The organism is Emcibacteraceae bacterium, from assembly GCA_041396985.1.
Lineage (GTDB): Bacteria > Pseudomonadota > Alphaproteobacteria > Sphingomonadales > Emcibacteraceae > Pseudemcibacter.
This window is the reverse complement of sequence record JAWKXO010000005.1, coordinates 130694-144767: the sequence shown is the minus strand read 5'-3', so window position 1 is coordinate 144767 and position 14074 is coordinate 130694. Positions and strand designations below refer to the sequence as shown.

At 44.9% G+C, this 14074-nt stretch carries 21 protein-coding genes and 1 pseudogene; 13 read left to right on the top strand and 9 right to left on the bottom strand.

Features of this window, described 5'->3' with window-relative positions; all coding sequences use genetic code 11:
• Positions 1 to 45: 45 nt before the first annotated feature.
• The gene (locus R3D86_13415; GenBank protein MEZ5759212.1) at positions 46 to 921 is read right to left on the bottom strand and encodes a LysR family transcriptional regulator; all 876 of its coding nucleotides are present in this window, start codon (positions 919 to 921) and stop codon (positions 46 to 48) included.
• A 143-nt stretch (positions 922 to 1064) separates the two neighbouring features.
• Here R3D86_13415 and R3D86_13410 point away from each other — a divergent pair, with 143 nt between their 5' ends.
• The 5 genes and pseudogenes from R3D86_13410 to R3D86_13390 all read left to right on the top strand — a co-directional run bounded on the left by R3D86_13410 (position 1065) and on the right by R3D86_13390 (position 4702).
• Positions 1065 to 1655 carry a LysE family translocator gene (locus tag R3D86_13410; GenBank protein ID MEZ5759211.1) on the top strand — a complete coding sequence of 197 codons (591 nt, stop codon included), beginning with the start codon at positions 1065 to 1067 and terminating at the stop codon, positions 1653 to 1655.
• Positions 1656 to 1664: 9 nt separating this feature from the next.
• A pseudogene (locus R3D86_13405) lies at positions 1665 to 2273 on the top strand (LysE family translocator).
• Positions 2274 to 2285: 12 nt separating this feature from the next.
• Positions 2286 to 3299, top strand: coding sequence for a hypothetical protein (locus R3D86_13400; GenBank protein ID MEZ5759210.1), 1014 nt, complete (start codon positions 2286 to 2288; stop codon positions 3297 to 3299).
• A 76-nt stretch (positions 3300 to 3375) separates the two neighbouring features.
• Positions 3376 to 4035, top strand: coding sequence for a hypothetical protein (locus tag R3D86_13395; protein MEZ5759209.1), 660 nt, complete (start codon positions 3376 to 3378; stop codon positions 4033 to 4035).
• A 49-nt stretch (positions 4036 to 4084) separates the two neighbouring features.
• Positions 4085 to 4702, top strand: coding sequence for a HutD family protein (locus tag R3D86_13390; GenBank protein MEZ5759208.1), 618 nt, complete (start codon positions 4085 to 4087; stop codon positions 4700 to 4702).
• A gap of 4 nt (positions 4703 to 4706) precedes the next feature.
• On the opposite strand, the gene R3D86_13385 is transcribed toward R3D86_13390, so the two are convergent.
• Positions 4707 to 5507, bottom strand: coding sequence for a hypothetical protein (locus R3D86_13385; protein ID MEZ5759207.1), 801 nt, complete (start codon positions 5505 to 5507; stop codon positions 4707 to 4709).
• A gap of 108 nt (positions 5508 to 5615) precedes the next feature.
• Between R3D86_13385 and R3D86_13380 the strand changes: the two genes are divergently transcribed.
• Both R3D86_13380 and R3D86_13375 read left to right on the top strand, forming a co-directional pair.
• On the top strand, positions 5616 to 6653 hold the full coding sequence (locus R3D86_13380; GenBank protein MEZ5759206.1) for a glycosyltransferase family 4 protein: 1038 nt from the start codon (positions 5616 to 5618) through the stop codon (positions 6651 to 6653).
• A 245-nt stretch (positions 6654 to 6898) separates the two neighbouring features.
• Entirely contained in the window at positions 6899 to 7249 is a 351-nt protein-coding gene (locus R3D86_13375) for a hypothetical protein (protein MEZ5759205.1), read from the top strand.
• 37 nt (positions 7250 to 7286) lie between these two features.
• Here the strand turns inward: R3D86_13375 and R3D86_13370 are convergent, their stop codons facing one another.
• Together R3D86_13370 and R3D86_13365 are read right to left on the bottom strand one after the other, a co-directional pair.
• The gene (locus tag R3D86_13370) at positions 7287 to 7733 is read right to left on the bottom strand and encodes a hypothetical protein (protein MEZ5759204.1); all 447 of its coding nucleotides are present in this window, start codon (positions 7731 to 7733) and stop codon (positions 7287 to 7289) included.
• Between the two features lie 228 nt (positions 7734 to 7961).
• Positions 7962 to 8408: a GNAT family acetyltransferase gene (locus R3D86_13365; GenBank protein ID MEZ5759203.1), complete on the bottom strand. Its 447-nt coding sequence runs from the start codon at positions 8406 to 8408 to the stop codon at positions 7962 to 7964.
• A 46-nt stretch (positions 8409 to 8454) separates the two neighbouring features.
• Here R3D86_13365 and R3D86_13360 point away from each other — a divergent pair, with 46 nt between their 5' ends.
• Positions 8455 to 8892, top strand: a complete 438-nt coding sequence (locus R3D86_13360) for a hypothetical protein (protein MEZ5759202.1) — start codon at positions 8455 to 8457, stop codon at positions 8890 to 8892.
• On the opposite strand, the gene R3D86_13355 is transcribed toward R3D86_13360, so the two are convergent.
• A complete protein-coding gene (locus R3D86_13355) occupies positions 8893 to 9813 on the bottom strand; it encodes a tetratricopeptide repeat protein (protein ID MEZ5759201.1) in 921 nt (306 codons plus the stop codon).
• Positions 9814 to 9940: 127 nt separating this feature from the next.
• Here R3D86_13355 and R3D86_13350 point away from each other — a divergent pair, with 127 nt between their 5' ends.
• The gene (locus tag R3D86_13350) at positions 9941 to 10345 is read left to right on the top strand and encodes a hypothetical protein (protein ID MEZ5759200.1); all 405 of its coding nucleotides are present in this window, start codon (positions 9941 to 9943) and stop codon (positions 10343 to 10345) included.
• 112 nt (positions 10346 to 10457) lie between these two features.
• On the opposite strand, the gene R3D86_13345 is transcribed toward R3D86_13350, so the two are convergent.
• On the bottom strand, positions 10458 to 10604 hold the full coding sequence (locus tag R3D86_13345; GenBank protein MEZ5759199.1) for a hypothetical protein: 147 nt from the start codon (positions 10602 to 10604) through the stop codon (positions 10458 to 10460).
• Between the two features lie 159 nt (positions 10605 to 10763).
• Here R3D86_13345 and R3D86_13340 point away from each other — a divergent pair, with 159 nt between their 5' ends.
• Positions 10764 to 11123 (top strand): hypothetical protein, encoded by a 360-nt coding sequence (locus R3D86_13340; GenBank protein MEZ5759198.1) that lies wholly within the window; start codon positions 10764 to 10766, stop codon positions 11121 to 11123.
• On the top strand, positions 11021 to 11368 hold the full coding sequence (locus tag R3D86_13335; protein ID MEZ5759197.1) for a hypothetical protein: 348 nt from the start codon (positions 11021 to 11023) through the stop codon (positions 11366 to 11368). The genes R3D86_13340 and R3D86_13335 overlap by 103 nt, the downstream gene beginning before the upstream one ends.
• A gap of 126 nt (positions 11369 to 11494) precedes the next feature.
• On the opposite strand, the gene R3D86_13330 is transcribed toward R3D86_13335, so the two are convergent.
• Positions 11495 to 11686 (bottom strand): hypothetical protein, encoded by a 192-nt coding sequence (locus R3D86_13330; GenBank protein ID MEZ5759196.1) that lies wholly within the window; start codon positions 11684 to 11686, stop codon positions 11495 to 11497.
• Positions 11687 to 11952: 266 nt separating this feature from the next.
• Between R3D86_13330 and R3D86_13325 the strand changes: the two genes are divergently transcribed.
• A complete protein-coding gene (locus R3D86_13325; protein MEZ5759195.1) occupies positions 11953 to 12525 on the top strand; it encodes a hypothetical protein in 573 nt (190 codons plus the stop codon).
• Positions 12526 to 12547: 22 nt separating this feature from the next.
• Positions 12548 to 13117, top strand: coding sequence for a hypothetical protein (locus tag R3D86_13320; protein MEZ5759194.1), 570 nt, complete (start codon positions 12548 to 12550; stop codon positions 13115 to 13117).
• An 85-nt stretch (positions 13118 to 13202) separates the two neighbouring features.
• Here the strand turns inward: R3D86_13320 and R3D86_13315 are convergent, their stop codons facing one another.
• Both R3D86_13315 and R3D86_13310 read right to left on the bottom strand, forming a co-directional pair.
• Entirely contained in the window at positions 13203 to 13493 is a 291-nt protein-coding gene (locus tag R3D86_13315; protein MEZ5759193.1) for a hypothetical protein, read from the bottom strand.
• Between the two features lies 1 nt (position 13494).
• Positions 13495 to 14058, bottom strand: a complete 564-nt coding sequence (locus R3D86_13310) for an NnrU family protein (protein ID MEZ5759192.1) — start codon at positions 14056 to 14058, stop codon at positions 13495 to 13497.
• Positions 14059 to 14074: the final 16 nt, after the last annotated feature.

Genomic DNA, 14074 nt, shown 5'->3' with positions numbered 1-14074 from the left:
GATATTATAAGTTTCATCTGGTTGCAAGTTTCTGTAATTTCCTTACTACTGGCTGTAATCACGCAGAAAATTAAGCAGACGTCTTGTGTTGCTGCATTCGGTGATATTGCCGTGCCAGACAGCAAAGAAATTAAGCGGTTCCACGTCCCAGTCCGGCAGAACGCGCATCAGCCGTCCGTCTTTCAGATAATCCTCAACCAGCCAGCCCGCCGCCGTGGTCAAACCAACGCCGTTTATGGCAAACTGAACCATGGCTTCGGCAGAATTTGCGCTGATATTGCCAACCAGGCTCATATCGTATTTTTTGCCGTCCTTATAAAAGGTGCGGGTTACCGGCAGCATATCATGCCTGATCCAGTTCCAGTCACGCAGATCATCCGGCGTTTTTGGTTCGGGGTGACGGGCATAATAATCGGGCGAACAGACAAGTGTTCGTTTCTTGGTGGCAATTTTACGGGCATTGAGGCTGCTGTCCGGCAGTTTTCCAAGCGAAAAGGCAATATCAATCCCTTCCGATGTAAGGTCAAGCCGCTCGTCACTATAGATGCAATGAAGTTCAATCCCTGGGTTCAATTTTGAAAATTCGGCGATCTGACGGGTGATGACATCGGTTGTTACAGAAAGCGGCAAGGTAATGGTCAGTTTTCCGGTGGCCTGATCACGGCCGGAAACCGCACGAAAACCCAGTTCCGCCTGGTCCAGCATCTGCTGGGCGTGGGCGTAGAGGGCTTCACCCTCCGCCGTCATGGACAGTTTGCGGGTTGAGCGGTAAATCAGGGCGGTGCCAAGCCGTTCTTCAAGTTTGGTGATCTGGTAGCTGACCACAGACGGGGACAGTGCCAATGCCTTTGCCGCGGCGCGGAAAGACCCACGCCGGACGGTCTGGGCAAATATGGCCATTGATTTAAGATCATCAATCATGTGTTTCGCTTTAAACCCTGATAATAAAAAAATGTAGAATAATGAAATTTAATTATTCTGTCTATCCAGATTAAATTCACAGTGTTAAAGTCAGAATAATCTTTGCATACGTCAAATTACGCCTGTCGGAGAGGGGAACACACATGACAGCTTTGGTCGCAATGTTTATATATGCTTTTTCCATGGCGATCACGCCGGGGCCGAATAATATTATAGCCCTTTCAACCGGTGTTAATTACGGCTTTAAAAAAGCCTTGCCCTTTACGCTTGGGGTTGTGATCGGCTTTAATCTGCTATTGGCGGTCATCGCGTTTGGTATTGGCACTGTGGTTGCGGGCAATGAAGGGTTCCTTGAAATTCTGGGCTATGGCGGGATTGCCTTCATGGCTTATATGGCTTATAAAATTGCCACTGCGCCGACCCATATTACCCCTAAAAGCGACCGCGAAGCCGGATTTATGCACGGCGTTCTGTTTCAGTGGATCAATCCGAAAGCCTGGACCGCTTGCCTTGGCGGTATCGGTGCCTTTAATCTGGCGGGGAATAATATGGGGATTGTTTATTATATCGCGATTTCAACATGTGTTGTGCTGTTCAGCGTATCCTTGTGGGCCTATGCGGGATCAAAAATAACCCGTTTTCTGGAAAATGAGCGAAACCATAAATTTTTCAATTATGCCATGGGGTCAGCCCTTTTGGCTGTGGCGCTTTATGTGCTTTTGATGGATAAATGATTTGGATAAATGATAATGAGTGCCTTTGCATTTGCCACAATGATTTATGCTTTTACCATGTCGATCACACCGGGGCCGACCAATATTCTGATGATGACAACCGGTGTTAATCACGGCTTTAAAAGCACGGTTGCCTTTGCCACCGGGGCAGCATTCGGTTTTTCAGCGATGGTGATCAGTGTTGCGCTCGGGTTTGGGGTGATGCTGACCGAGAATATAATGGTCATGCGCATTCTCGGGTATGTCGGGGCGGCATAAATCGCCTATATGGGGCTTAAAATTGCGCTTTCGACCGCTGATCTGCACGGGGAAAAGAAAGAAAAACCGGGCTTTATTTTTGGGGCCGTGCTGCAATGGCTCAACCCGAAATCCTGGATTGCCTGCCTTGCCGGGGTCAGCGCCTTTAACCTGGCGGTTGGCGGGTCAAGATTAGCGCTTTATATGGGCGTTTATACAGTGGTCGGGTATCTCTGTGTGCTGTCATGGGGGCTGGCCGGGGCAAAGATCAGCCATTTTCTGAAAGTTCAGCGCAATTTGCGGATTTTTAATTATGTGATGGGCGGGTCATTGATTATAGTTGCTCTTTATCTGGCAGTGATGGATAAAAGCGGCATTTGAAAATAAAAAATTATGAAACATATTAAAACGGCCATGCTAGGCCTTGGCAGTGTCCATAAAAACCTGATTTCAATACTCAAAGAAAAGAAAGCGGCCCTCGTCGCGCAGTATGGTCTTGACTTTAAAATCATAGCGCTATCCGACAGCAGCGGTATTGCCGTAAATGAAGACGGATTCGATATGGCGGCGGTGCTGGCCCATAAACAAAATGGTGGCCGGGTGAGTAACCTTAGCGGATATCAGGGCACACGTGCGCAGCAAATATTAAATGACCTTCCCCTTGATCTGATATTTGAAGCGACTCCGGTTGATTTAAAAACCGGGGGTGAGGCGCTTGATATCAGTCGCAGTGCATTGATCCGGGGGGTATCGGTGGTGCTGGCGAACAAGGGCCCGGTGGTGCAGGCGCTTGCCGAACTGGAAAGTCTGGCATCAAAAAGCGGGGCGGGAATCGGATATTCCGCGACAGTGTGTGGCGGGTTACCGGTCCTTAATATTGCCAGACGGGATATGGTTTGTGGCGAAATCACCAAAATATCCGGAATATTCAATGCCACCAGCAATTTTATTTTTGACGCGCTCGCCAAAGGGATGAGCTTTGACGATGCCCTAAAGGAAACGCAAAGGGTTGGGGCGGCGGAATCTGATCCGTCCCTTGATATCGGGGGCTGGGATACGGCCTTCAAACTGCTGATAATCGCCAATTCGGTATTGGGTGCTGACATCACCCTTGATAACATTTCGGTTCAGGGGATTGAGCAAATAACCGCGGAAATGCTGAGAAAAGAACAGAAAAATGGCAACACAATCAAACTTGTTGCCAGTGCCGAAGAGGGGCGCTTCACAGTCAGGCCGGAAGTGTTGCCGATGAACAGTTTTCTTGGGTCCTGCAATGGCTGGGAAATGGGGGTTGAAATCCATTCGGATATATACGGGATCATGTATCACAAACTTTATGAGAAAGAACCGATTGCGACGGCAGCATCCATGATGCGGGATGCGGTCAATATTTTCAGGCATCGATAAAAGTTTCGCTGATAATTTACTTTACATTTAGGAATTTAGTATATCAAAATGTCCATAACGATATGGAGGTTGTTAAGTGTCTAGTATACATTATCGGGGGACGAACAGGGATAAAGCGAGTAATCAGCAAATCTTTGCACTATGTCAGCTGCTATGGACAGATGACAGACTTCACCCGGCATTTAACCGTGTTGGTGAAAAGGGCTATTTTGATATGGATGAATATATCCGTATCCATAATATGGTCATTGAATATTGGCAGGCGACAGGCGGGGATATCTATTTAGGGGATCTTTTCCTTTCAGAAGCGATCATCCGGAAAGTGGCGGCCGATATATTCCCGGAAATTGATTGCCCGCAATCGGTCAGTTTTATCAGCAAGCACAGACCACTGCGCCATGAGGACGGCAGCCTGATGCACGGAATGCCGGCCACCGTTGATGAGGTGCTTGAGCTTATTCAGGATCTGCGGCAGATGATTGGTGTCAAGGAATTGTGCGATCAGGCCCAGGCCGCCTATGAAGCCGGGGACCGTGAAAAGATCGAGGAAATCATTGCCAAGGAAAATTATCTGGCGGAGCGGTATCGCCGTAAAAAAGGCTATATGGAAAAAATGGGCTATAGTGAGGCCTTTACGGTGCTGCGGGACCTGCTTTGTGGGGAATATAAGCAGGAACTTAATAGTGAACGGCTAAAGGCACGGATTGCACAGGGACTTCAGTTCTGGAATTATTAGTTCTTTTTAATCTGTTATCCTTAGTTATCCGGGGAAATGACAGTCGGCCATGATCCATTATTTAAAAAAACAGAATTATTTACTGATGCCGTGGAAAAACGGTCAGGGCATGACACGCGAACTTGCCGTATCAGCACACAGGCCGAAACGAAAAGACAGCCCGTTTTTATGGCGGATCAGTATTGCTTCGGTAAAAGAAGACGGGCCATTTTCTAATTTTCCCAATATTGACCGGCATCTGATGCTGACTGAAGGAAACGGCATCACCCTTGATGGCGGCGAATATGGTATGGGCATGCTTTTTGAGGATTTGCAGGTTTACAGTTTCCCGGGGGATATTGACCTGTCCGGCAAACTGGCAGACGGTCCGATCAGGGATTTTAATGTGATGGTGGATCGCCGCTTTGCCAGGGCAGATTTAACGGGCTTTTATTTAAATTCACCGGAAAAGCTTTCCCTGAAGTCCGATTTTCATTTTATTCACCTGCTGGATGGCAGCAGTCCGGTGGCTTTTGATCTTGACGGTTCATTAAGGGAACTGTCCGGCGGGGACAGTTTAAAAATCGAAAATGAAAAGGGCCTTGCCACCATCATGCAGATGGAAGAGGGGAGCGGGACATCCGCCGTCGCCTTCGTTTCAATTGATCTTATCAATCAGAATGGCTGATTTTTTATAGGCTATTGTTCGGATAAATCATCGTTCGCCACATATGGGCCGACGGGCTGCTGTCAAAACCGAGACCCTCTTCGGGATCGCGCCAGTTACGACCAATGATGTCATGAAAATCATCAAGCTTTACGGTCACATTCGGATCAAAGCTGTAAACATCATTAATGCAGATCTGCCGTGCGGTCATATACCATTTATGGTTTCGTGCATATTCTGCATCTTTGTAAATGTAAGGCTCAGGCTTATAATCCTCACCAAAATAGCGAATGTAAGCTTCAGGATAGGGGTAACCGACATCCTCATCCGGGATAAAACGTAAGGACTGGTGATATTTGATGGCCCATGAAACCTCCTCATCAACATAAGGGGCGACAAGGGCGGCACCGTAATAGCCATGATCCCCGGCGATATAGGCAATAACGCTGATATCATGAAGCAGGCAGGCCAGAACAATTTTTTCCGGCAGGCCGTTAAGCTTTGCCAGCCGGGCCGACTGCAGCAAATGGCTGGAATGGCCAATCCGTTTATCAAAAAATTCAAGCAGGGTCGGTTTATCCGACATTTTTGGCAGGCGCGGATCTTCGCCCATATGCAGATATTTGGCATTGTTGGCCGTTCCACGGTCCCAGCTATTATCGGCGCCATATGCACGGCAGATTGCCGATTTTCTAAGGCGCCCAAGCTGATTTTCCTCAAGTTCCTGCCCCATGGCCTGTTCAAGGGCATCGGCTTTTTGGTTGGCGTTCATGGCGGCAAGCGCACTGGCACCGCCGACAAATGCAAGAAATTTACGTCTGTCCATTGATTTTCTCCCTTAATATCTCCCCGATATGGTGTATATAAGACCATAATAATCGTGGTTCTGTCAATTAGGACCGGAAAAAGCACAACACATTTGAACAGGCGATAAATGAACATCGGCACTATATATTATCTGATACCGGACATTTTCAGGCAGAAATTTTCCCTGCGCCAGTTTGTTCGGGCATCGCTGCAGGGATGGGGAATTGGGTATTTAAAATCCTGCTTCAGGGACAGAAAAAAAGCCGTTGGCGGAGTTAAGGTTTTCTATCAGCATGTCAAATATTTGCGGGAGCTGGGGTTTAAGGCGGACGTGATAGCGATGGGGAAATTTGACGGAAATATATATTATCCGGATATTAAAGCCCTCAATATCAGGGATGCGGGGTTTGATTTAAAGGACAATGATGTGGTTGTGGCATCAGAATTCTGTCCCTATGATGCACTTAAATTCAGAAATGCTATAAAAATCATGTTTGCCCAGAGCTGGATATTTCTGCATAACCGACTTGAGCCAATGGACCGGGAAAAGTCCTATCGGGACCTTGGCTATGATTATGTTATTTCCTGCAGCGATTATATAACACGCACTATCAAGGCGATGAATGATGAGGACTGTGTGACTATATCCAATGCCGTTGATGATACGGTTTTTTACCCTGACCCGGCTTTGCGCGAAAAAAATACGGTCCTTTGTCTGCCACGAAAAAATGCGCGTGATATAGAAACGATCAGAAAAATTGTTGAACGGAAAAATCCTGCGGTGCGTTTTCATTATGCAGACGGACTTGATGAAGCGGGAATTGCAGACGCCTTTCGCCGGGCCGATCTATTTCTGGCGAGTGGCTATCCCGAGGGCTTTGCGCTGCCGTCGATTGAGGCCATGTTCAGCGGTGCCGTGGTTGTCGGCTTTGCCGGGCGGGGCGGCCGTGAGTTTATGATTGATGGGGTGACGGCGCTGGTTTCCGAGGACGGCGACTGTATCAGCGTTTCAGAAAATCTTATCCAGCTTTTGTCAAATGATAAGAAAAAGGAAGAATTGCGTGCAAAGGCTCGGCAGGTTGCGCAGGAAAGTTATAAGATCGATCATTTAAAGACGCGCCTAAAGGCATTTTACGATGCGCTCATAGAAAAAGTCATAGAGTAAAATGTGCCATTTTACGGATTCGCGGAAATAAACAGAGGCATAAGAGCCTAACCTATTTCATCAGGATTTTTTCCTTAAATTTAAAAATCGCAGAAAGCTTAACCCATTTATTAATAAATATAGTTAAAATTTTATCAAATATTAACCTTTCCTAAACTACTTGCGTTTTCGGCAGAAAATAAGGGATAATACCACGGGATAAGAAGATGAGTGGTAGAGTTTGAAGAGTAGGTAAAGGGCAAAGTATGATAAAGATCAATCGATTTCCAAGTGGGCAATTTCTGGAATATATGGCACGGGATATTCGCAGCCGTAAATGTGAGGCACTTGAGCCGGAGAATATGCTGGATGGCAAGCTCGGCTATATGTGGCTGATTTTTGGGACCTGTCTGCGTAAACGTACTATTGATTGGTCAAGCAATCAGTATGAGCGTAACAAGGTCGTTATTATGACGTTAAACAAGGCGAGGCAACGCCGCGGCAAACTGATTAAAGGCAGGGATATTGAGGAGCAGATTGAGTTTTACCACAATATGCTTGATGTTGAAGCCAAAAGGCGAGGCGGCGTTATTGTTGACATTGATACCTACCATTAAACATGGCATCCCCCAAGTCACACCCTCATCATTCTGCTTAGTGTTTAGAAAGCCAAAGTTCAGCCATCTGACGGGCCAGATTGATCTGATCCTGTGCCATGTAATTTTCGGTGTATGTTTTGTCCTGACCTGCCGTCTTAAATCCATTCTTTGTTGATATGGTGTACCACATCAGGGCAACAACATCGCTTTTTGTCACACCATAGCCATTCTGATAGACAAGTCCTAATCTGTATTGTGCCTCGATATCACCATTTTCGGCATCATAAACAATATGTTTCAGATTTTGCCGGTGTTCCTCAAATGTATATAGTGCCTTGAAGTATATGTCTTTTGTAAGTTCATATTTGCCTGTTACTGATTTGTATGAAGGAATAGTCGAAGCGGAAGCTATTAAATCGCTTTCAGAATGGCCGCTTTCAGCAAAACCAACAGTCAGAAAACTGACCAACAGGATTTTTAAATTACGTCTGGAAATAGTCATTTGCCTTGTCCCATGTAAATTTCAAATTACCACTACTATTCATAGTATAAGTTTTGATGGTTAAAATTTATTTAAAAATTTACATAAGGGATCCTTATTATATAATGCTAATATTCGGCAGTTCTTATTGATAAAATAGATTATGTCAAATTAGGCTGAAATAACAAATACACTTTTAAGTTTATAAAGTTGTAATATTTGTGTAATATTCACCATTCTTATGAAAACTTACAGACGTTTCCCCATACTGAAGACATGATCTTCTTCGTAACCAAGGCTTTGATAAAAATTTATGGCCTGTTCATTTGTGTGTCTGATTTGCAGATTGACTTTCACGCAGCCGAGTTCACCAAGTTTCTTTTCGGCAAAATCCATGATTTCCCGGCCAAATCCTGATTTTTGTGCGGACGGGGCAACGCCCAACAAATTGATCCAGCCACGGCGCCCTTCGTATCCGGCCATAACACTGGCGATTATTTTGCCGTCCTTTCGCCCGACAAAGAAGAGTTCGGGACTATGGTTTATTTTCCGCTTTATATCGTCATAGGGATCGTTCTGTGCTCTGAGAAGGCCGCAGTCCCGCCAAAGTTCTATGACTTCGTCCTGGTCTTTAATATCAAATATTGAAATTTCCATGGGGTAAATCGTTCTTGCCGCTGCCTTATTTTGAGCCATATGCTACGATAAAGGAAATATGTTGCAAATAATAAAAGGCGTAAACATGAAAAAATTACTTTTTCTGATCATTCTAGGATTTTCAGGGACTGCCCATGCCGGGCAATATGCATCGGCATTATCGCAATGCCTGATCAGCAATACAACAGCCGCAGATAAGGATATCATGACCAAATGGGTTTTTACATCTTTGAGCAATCATCCGTCACTGAACAATATGGCCCATTTAAGTGATGCGGTCAGGACCGGGGCCGATCAGGATATGGCGCGCCTGGTGGAAAGTTTCATGTATGAGAAATGCAACAGCCAGCTTAAAAATGCGGTTAAGAATGAAGGACCGGCTGCCCTTGAGCAAAGCATAAGGTCCTATGTCGAGGTTACAGGGCGGGAAATTTTAAGTGATCCGAGTATTGCGGGCAGCATTAGCGGCGTGGCCCGGCAGCTTGATGTCAGAAAACTGATGGAAGCGCTGATGACGAAATAGTCAGAGCAGCTGTTCTGCTTCGCTTTTTAAATCGGCGAGGGCTTTTTTACTGCCAATTGAGGTATAAAGGGTGGCGGCTTCGTTATAAAGTTTGGCGGCCTCATCGGTTTTTCCGTTATTTTTTTCGAGCCGGGCAAGGTGCTTTACCACAGTGGCCTCATTAAAAACATCACCGGAAAGTTTGAACAGGTCGCGGGCGCGGCCATAGGCAAGTTGCGCATTCTCATAATCATTCAGCTTGTTTTCAAGTGCGGCAACATTCCATGTCAGTGTTGCTTCGCCCTTATTATTGGTATGGATGCCATAAATTGTCCCGGCCTGGTCATAAGCGCTGCGGGCTGCCGCCACATCACCATAGTCGCGTTCAAGGTTGCCGATTTTGGTATAGAGTGCCGCGACATCAAAATAGGCATCTATATCAGCGGCGATTTTTATGGCATCATTATAATAAACCCGCGCATCCTTAATGCGGCGGGTGCGCAGCTTGGTATCGCCAAGTTTGCTAAGATATGTGATCTGCCCGGGCAGGTAATTAAGCTTTTTGCTAAGACGCAGGGCAGTGTCATAATGATATATGGCTTCGTTATGGTCATTGATGGCCAGATCCATTTCGGCAAGGCGGTTTAGGCTCAGGAGCATGCCACGGCCATTTTTATCTTTTTCAAAAAGGGTGTAGGCCTGCTCAAAATGTTTATGGGCTTCGTGGATGCGGCCACGGTTCTGGGCATCATAGGCGTTGTTTAAGGCATCATTCCCGGTCAGTCTCGGCCGGTTGATGAGTTTAAGACTAACCCCGGCTATCACGAATATAAGGAAAAGGCCAATACTCACCTTTTTATAGCTGAGCCGCCGCAGATAATAGCTGGCATAGCCATAAAGAACATAAATGCCGACAAACAGACGGCTGGAAATTTTTTTCACCGTTGAGCTCATGGTGCGATAATACAGTAATTATTTTTAATTTAAAATGGCAGAATGGCGTCCTATATGAAAATCGGTAATTTTATGATAGGATAGTGTACCAAAAATTTTTCAATAGGGGTGAGAGATGAACAACAAAAGCTTTATTTTGACGGTGATTGCGTCTTACGTGGTTATGGCGATAATTGGAATTATAACCGATATGGCCACAAGAGCGCAGATGGCCAGCTATTATGCCATTGGCCGCAGTGAAATGGAAATGGCCGCAATGATGCCATGGATGCTGATCGGTTATCTGATTACAACAATTGTTTTCTGCTATTTTTTTGTCAAAGGCCGCGAGGGTGGCGGCATAATGGAAGGGATTCGCTTTGGTGCCTGTTTCGGTGTGATGATTTCGGGAACCATTCTGGTCAGCTACAGCGCGCTTCCCTTCGACATGACGGCACTGATTACGCAGGTGGTTGCCACTATTGTGATTTATATGATTGGCGGGGCTGTTGCGGCGCTGGTTTATAAACCGGGAAATTAGTCGACAAAAAGCCGCCGTTTAAAAAAATAAATTTTCCTCTTGACTTTATCGGGACCCGCTATGACGATTTATCACTATTCGGGGTCTGTGCGTAAATTTCAGGAATGGGTGGTTATTGAAGTCCGTCAGAAGGGATGACCACACGTTCCGGCGGCGGGGCAACCTTTTCATTCGCGGCCTGATCCATCTGAAATAAGGCATAGACAAGCAGGGCCAGCACAGCGATCGTGGCTATAATGGTTATTCTGGTCGCGTTCATAGATTTTTCTTTCCAGACTGTCCGGTCATTTCTGCCTAAAAGCATACAATAGTTTCAGGATCAGTTCAATTTTTTACCCGTCACAATTTTGTTGTCGGGCTATTCTGTGCGGCCAGTCACCATATCATTTCACTTTCATATTTATAAGAGGAGGAGCCAATGGCATTTCCAACCGGCTGGGGCCGTAAACAGAAAATCACCATTCAATCATCAAAGGTGGCCGGGTCCGGTTCCCACAGCAACTTTCCGGTATTGATCACCCTTGATATGCTTGACGCGGAAATCGTCGACGCCGACAGCAACAGTGCCCTTAACGGCGGCGGCGATATTCGCTTCAGCACCGACAGCGCCGGCTCAACGCAGATCGCCTGCGAAGTGGTGGAATTTGTCACCAATGCCAGTTCGGGCAGCCGCAGATGCGAAATCTGGGTCAAAGTGCCAAGCCTTTCCACTTCGGCCAATACCGATATTTTCAGATCGAACCGGCAACGCTTTTTGATCTTTACGATCATTTCCTGAAATTTCGACCGGAGCTACGGGCAAAGCTGGATTTTTTCCAGATACCCACTTTAACGCTATCCGAAAACCTGACGATGAACCTGGCTTACGGCGTCGCGGCGGCAAGATTAAACTATTACCGCGCGCCGGAGGCTCTCCCCGCCACACTGCATGGGCAGGCCGATTACTGGAAAAAATACTGGAACACCGAAGCCGGTAAAGGAAAGATCAGCGATTATATCAACAATTATAAACATTATGTCTGACAAAACCCAATCAAAGCCACCACTTCCATAAAATAGATCTTTATATTATGCTAATAATACAGTTTAATTAACATGATATAAAAGTAAAATCGCCCCTTTTCAGGGGCGATTCACGGTTGCTTAATATTATATTAGACTTTGTTGTCTATCTTCTATATTAAGTAACCAATCCCATTTGCCGTGCTTCGTCTCAGATACTCGGCCGGGATTAACTTCTACAATGGCGGCTATCTGATGTTGGTGATATTTTTCTGATGCAAGTAGAATTTTTATCTTACGAACAACGGAAGCCGTCATTTTTCTAGATGGTTGCTTCATTTAAAAGCTCCTTCTAAAAGTGGGGCGTTACCTTTAGTTCTTGCACATTGTAGGATAATATCATAGAATTATCGAACAAATGATTCTACAAGGCTGAGGCGTAAGTTCTGCAAAACGTGTCTCAGCCTTTTTATTTTAGTGCTCTTACATTAAAGAGTCGAGCATTTTTTCACCGGAACATAAATAGTACATTTTCTTGATTTTACTATAATTTCTGCTTGACATTCATTTTATTCGTTTTTTTATACTCTTTATAGGAGAGACGAATGAAAAAACGCTATATCCTTCTTATATTAATCGGGCTGATCATTTTTTATAATGATTTTCGTATTGTTGAATATCATGATATATCTTTTGAAAATACGGCAGAAAATAAAAAAATAAAATTTTTTAATGCTTATAACGAAGGCTATTCATACGACCGTATTTATTATTTGGTTGGAAAAATAAGTGAGCAGCCACCATATTCGATCATGGCCCATGTTATCCTTGATGATCCAGATAGGCTAAGGGCAATTTCCGCCAATATTGATCAGGATATTTTATTTGATCTTGATTATAGTCAGATAGCCAATCTTCAAGACGGGGTGATCCTAAAAGATGAATTAATGGGAGATACTTTTCACGAATATACTCTTAAATATGGGCATTACTATCATGAAAGTGGTTATTACACCCTCTATTTAAACAGGGTTACTATTAATAATGATCATCCGCTAAATATTAAAATTACCTATTTTGGTGATGATGGTGATGAAAAAACCGAAATGGCAAAAACAAAAATTACTCTTCGCAATGAATGGGGAAGCGGTTTTCTTTCGCTCATCCGAAATTGGTAATCGGTGAATAAAGACGAATACAATGAAAAAACGATATATTGCCCTTATACTATTTTTACTTTTTGAAATTTTTGTCGATCTTCAAATTGAGGTTCATAATGACTTATATTTCGAAGATGGGGTAGAAAACCCGAAAATTGAGCTTTTTAATTATTATAACAGTAATTGGGAGGACACCCGAAAATATTTAATTCGTCATTATGTTGCCGAACCTCCTTACACAATTGTGACCCACATCATTCTTGATGATCCGGCAAAGTTAAAATCAATTTCAGCAACAATTGATCAGGAGGTTTTATTCGATCTTGATTATGACCAGATAACAACCTTACCTGATGGGGTAATTGTTGATGAAAAAAAAGATGGATTTACGCTTCGAAAATATACACTTGATTATTCAAACCAAAGTTATCATCCGGATGGCTATTACACGCTTTATTTTGAGCGCGTATTTTTTGACAATGATCATCCGCTGATCATCAGCATCACCTACCTTGATAATGATGGGCGGGAGGTTACGGAAACAGCCGTGACAAAATATAAAACTCGCAAAGAATGGACAAATTTTTATATTTTTCTGGGAAAGGCATAAAATGTCCAGTGCATGAAATTATAAATATCAAATTGCTAAAGATGCCCCGCTGAAAAGCGGGGCTTTTTTTGCGTTTTAGGGGTATTCAAACCTGATCAATGGCTTCGAAATAATCGCGTGCGGCAATGATGCGAATATGAAGGTCGTGATCTTCCGGGACGTTGAAATGCTTAATGGCGCCTTCGAGCATGTCCATGATGATGGCGACGCGGATCAGCAGATTAACCTCGTCGCGGCAGCGTTCATCAAAATCCATCCATTCGGGGTGGGAATGGTGGATTTCCACTTCTTCCTCAATGGTGATGACGAATTTTTCAATGCCGCCGACCACCTGTTCGAAGGTTAAATCCTTTGGTATGTCATTTACATCGCTCATATCAGCTCGCCATCACCGGAACCCCGGTGAAATATGGATGAAGAAACACAATAACCGTATAAAGCACCAGGGCGGCGACAATCTTGATAATATCTTTTTTCATCGGTACGGCCCCAGGTGTTTGGTAAGCGCCGTCACGTTTGTTGATGGCCAGTATTTCCACCACAGCCCAGATAATCATGCCACCGAATAAAAGCAGGCTGCGGCTGTCGCCATTGGCGATAAGATGGGCAATGCCCCAGACAATGACCCCGGTCAGCATCGGATGGCGGATATATCGTTTTACATTGCTGGGCCCGTGCGCGGCCCCAAGCAGATAAAAGGATATAATCATCAGCACACTTGTGATCTGCACTGCATCGGGCAGGGGATCATATATCGGGGTAGGAACGGCCCTTTGCCAGCCAAACACCATCAGCACAATACTGGCAACAATCAGCAGCGCAAAGACACCGCGATAGCCATTCCCCAGTTTTTCGACCATTGTGCCTTTCAAAGCCGGCATCAGACTTGGAATATAGTGAACGGCGGACCACAGCAATATTCCCGCAAACAGCATATCCATGATTAGAACCCCTCCG

Bases quoted from the DNA above. Each gene is read 5' to 3' on its own strand.
- R3D86_13375 (MEZ5759205.1), top strand. From the start codon at position 6,899: ATGATAAAGATCAATCGATTTCCAAGTGGGCAATTTCTGGAATATATG.
- R3D86_13400 (MEZ5759210.1), top strand. From the start codon at position 2,286: ATGAAACATATTAAAACGGCCATGCTAGGCCTTGGCAGTGTCCATAAA.
- R3D86_13315 (MEZ5759193.1), bottom strand. From the start codon at position 13,493: ATGAGCGATGTAAATGACATACCAAAGGATTTAACCTTCGAACAGGTG.
- R3D86_13370 (MEZ5759204.1), bottom strand. From the start codon at position 7,733: ATGACTATTTCCAGACGTAATTTAAAAATCCTGTTGGTCAGTTTTCTG.
- R3D86_13390 (MEZ5759208.1), top strand. From the start codon at position 4,085: ATGATCCATTATTTAAAAAAACAGAATTATTTACTGATGCCGTGGAAA.
- R3D86_13345 (MEZ5759199.1), bottom strand. From the start codon at position 10,604: ATGAACGCGACCAGAATAACCATTATAGCCACGATCGCTGTGCTGGCC.
- R3D86_13410 (MEZ5759211.1), top strand. From the start codon at position 1,065: ATGACAGCTTTGGTCGCAATGTTTATATATGCTTTTTCCATGGCGATC.
- R3D86_13325 (MEZ5759195.1), top strand. From the start codon at position 11,953: ATGAAAAAACGCTATATCCTTCTTATATTAATCGGGCTGATCATTTTT.
- R3D86_13310 (MEZ5759192.1), bottom strand. From the start codon at position 14,058: ATGGATATGCTGTTTGCGGGAATATTGCTGTGGTCCGCCGTTCACTAT.
- R3D86_13340 (MEZ5759198.1), top strand. From the start codon at position 10,764: ATGGCATTTCCAACCGGCTGGGGCCGTAAACAGAAAATCACCATTCAA.
- R3D86_13330 (MEZ5759196.1), bottom strand. From the start codon at position 11,686: ATGAAGCAACCATCTAGAAAAATGACGGCTTCCGTTGTTCGTAAGATA.
- R3D86_13335 (MEZ5759197.1), top strand. From the start codon at position 11,021: ATGCGAAATCTGGGTCAAAGTGCCAAGCCTTTCCACTTCGGCCAATAC.
- R3D86_13415 (MEZ5759212.1), bottom strand. From the start codon at position 921: ATGATTGATGATCTTAAATCAATGGCCATATTTGCCCAGACCGTCCGG.
- R3D86_13320 (MEZ5759194.1), top strand. From the start codon at position 12,548: ATGAAAAAACGATATATTGCCCTTATACTATTTTTACTTTTTGAAATT.
- R3D86_13380 (MEZ5759206.1), top strand. From the start codon at position 5,616: ATGAACATCGGCACTATATATTATCTGATACCGGACATTTTCAGGCAG.
- R3D86_13385 (MEZ5759207.1), bottom strand. From the start codon at position 5,507: ATGGACAGACGTAAATTTCTTGCATTTGTCGGCGGTGCCAGTGCGCTT.
- R3D86_13365 (MEZ5759203.1), bottom strand. From the start codon at position 8,408: ATGGCTCAAAATAAGGCAGCGGCAAGAACGATTTACCCCATGGAAATT.
- R3D86_13350 (MEZ5759200.1), top strand. From the start codon at position 9,941: ATGAACAACAAAAGCTTTATTTTGACGGTGATTGCGTCTTACGTGGTT.
- R3D86_13360 (MEZ5759202.1), top strand. From the start codon at position 8,455: ATGAAAAAATTACTTTTTCTGATCATTCTAGGATTTTCAGGGACTGCC.